Source organism: Rhodoferax sp. (genome assembly GCF_014859475.1).
Lineage (GTDB): Bacteria > Pseudomonadota > Gammaproteobacteria > Burkholderiales > Burkholderiaceae_C > Rhodoferax.
The window spans coordinates 1-1,589 of sequence record NZ_JACUUE010000337.1 but is presented as its reverse complement, the minus strand read 5'-3'; the positions used below and the strand labels follow the sequence as shown (position 1 = coordinate 1,589).

Sequence of the window (1,589 nt, the reverse complement as noted above, 5' to 3'; positions counted from 1 at the left end):
GACCGGTTTTCAAAAGGCCCTGGCCGATAGAATGCGGCCATGACGACTCAGCCCGCCCCTGCCCCAGCTTTTGATGACAGTCGCGCCGTGGCGCTGGCGCATGAAACCCTCGACATCGAGGCGGCCGCCCTGCTCGGCCTCAAGCCGCACATCGGGGCCGACTTTGTGCAAGCGGTGCACCTGATGCTGGCCGTCAAAGGTCGCGTGGTGGTGATGGGCATGGGCAAGAGTGGCCACATTGGCCGCAAGATTGCCGCCACGCTGTCTTCCACCGGCACCCCCGCCATGTTTGTCCATCCCGCGGAGGCCAGCCACGGCGACCTGGGCATGATCAAACCCGTTGACGTGGTGCTGGCCATTTCCAACAGCGGTGAGTCTGAAGAACTCACCGCCGTACTGCCCATGATCAAGCGCCTGGGCGCGCCGCTGGTGGCCATGACGGGCCACGCCGGCTCGACCCTGGCACGCCACGCCGACTACTTTTTGAACAGCAGCGTCGCCAAAGAAGCCTGCCCGCTCAATCTGGCGCCCACCGCCAGCACCACCGCGCAACTCGCGCTCGGCGACGCGCTGGCCGTGGCCCTGCTCGATGCCCGCGGCTTCAAGGCCGAAGACTTTGCCCGCTCGCACCCCGGTGGCGCGCTGGGGCGCAAACTGCTCACGCTGGTGAGCGATGTGATGCGCAGCGGCGACCAGGTGCCCCGCGTTGGCCTGCAAGCGGGTTTTAGCGAGTTGATGCGCGAGATGAGCGCCAAAGGCCTGGGCGCCACTGCCGTGGTCGATGCTGACGGGCGGGCGCGGGGCATTTTTACCGACGGCGACCTGCGTCGCCTGATTGAAAAAGGCGTCGATTTGCGCAGCAACACCGCGCAGGACGTCATGCATCCGAATCCGGGCACCATCGGCCACGATGCCCTGGCGGTGGATGCCGTCGAACTGATGGAGCAGCGCCGCATCACCAGCGTGCTGGTGCTTGATGCCGAGGGCAAACTGTGCGGCGCGCTCAACAGCAACGACCTGATGCGCGCCAAGGTGATCTGATGCAGCCCGCGCTCAACTTCCCCCCCGAATTGCTGCTCAAGGCGCAGGCCATACGCGTCGTCTTTCTGGATGTCGATGGCGTACTGACCGACGGCGGGCTGTATTTTTCCGAACACGGCGAAACACTCAAGCGCTTCAACACGCTCGACGGCCACGGCCTCAAGCTGCTGCAGCGTGCCGGCATCACGCCGGTGGTGATCACCGGGCGCGACAGCAAGGCACTGCGTTTGCGGTTGGCGGCGCTGGGCATCGAGCATGCCCACTTCGGCACCGAAGACAAACGCCCGGCGGCAGAAGTCACCCTCAAGGCGCTGGAGCTGGACTGGCCACAGGCCGCCGCCATGGGCGACGACTGGCCCGATCTGCCGATGCTGACCCGCTGCGCCTTTGCCTGCGCCCCCGCCAACGCCCAGGCCGAGGTGCTGGCCCGCGCCCATTACGTGACACAGCATGCAGGCGGTCATGGTGCCGTGCGCGAGCTGTGTGACTTGCTGCTGGTGGCCAGCGGGCGCTACGCCAACTTGTTGCAGGAAGCCTTGCGATGAACA

2 protein-coding genes are annotated in these 1,589 nt (G+C 66.0%); both read left to right on the top strand.

Annotation, left to right across the window (positions count from 1 at the left end; all coding sequences use genetic code 11):
- Nucleotides 1-39 precede the first annotated feature (39 nt).
- Nucleotides 40-1,041 (top strand): KpsF/GutQ family sugar-phosphate isomerase, encoded by a 1,002-nt coding sequence (locus tag IBX54_RS15050; RefSeq protein WP_296543460.1) that lies wholly within the window; start codon nt 40-42, stop codon nt 1,039-1,041.
- On the top strand, nt 1,041-1,586 hold the full coding sequence (locus IBX54_RS15045) for an HAD family hydrolase (protein ID WP_296543459.1): 546 nt from the start codon (nt 1,041-1,043) through the stop codon (nt 1,584-1,586). Before IBX54_RS15050 ends, IBX54_RS15045 begins: the two co-directional genes overlap by 1 nt.
- Nucleotides 1,587-1,589 lie beyond the last annotated feature (3 nt).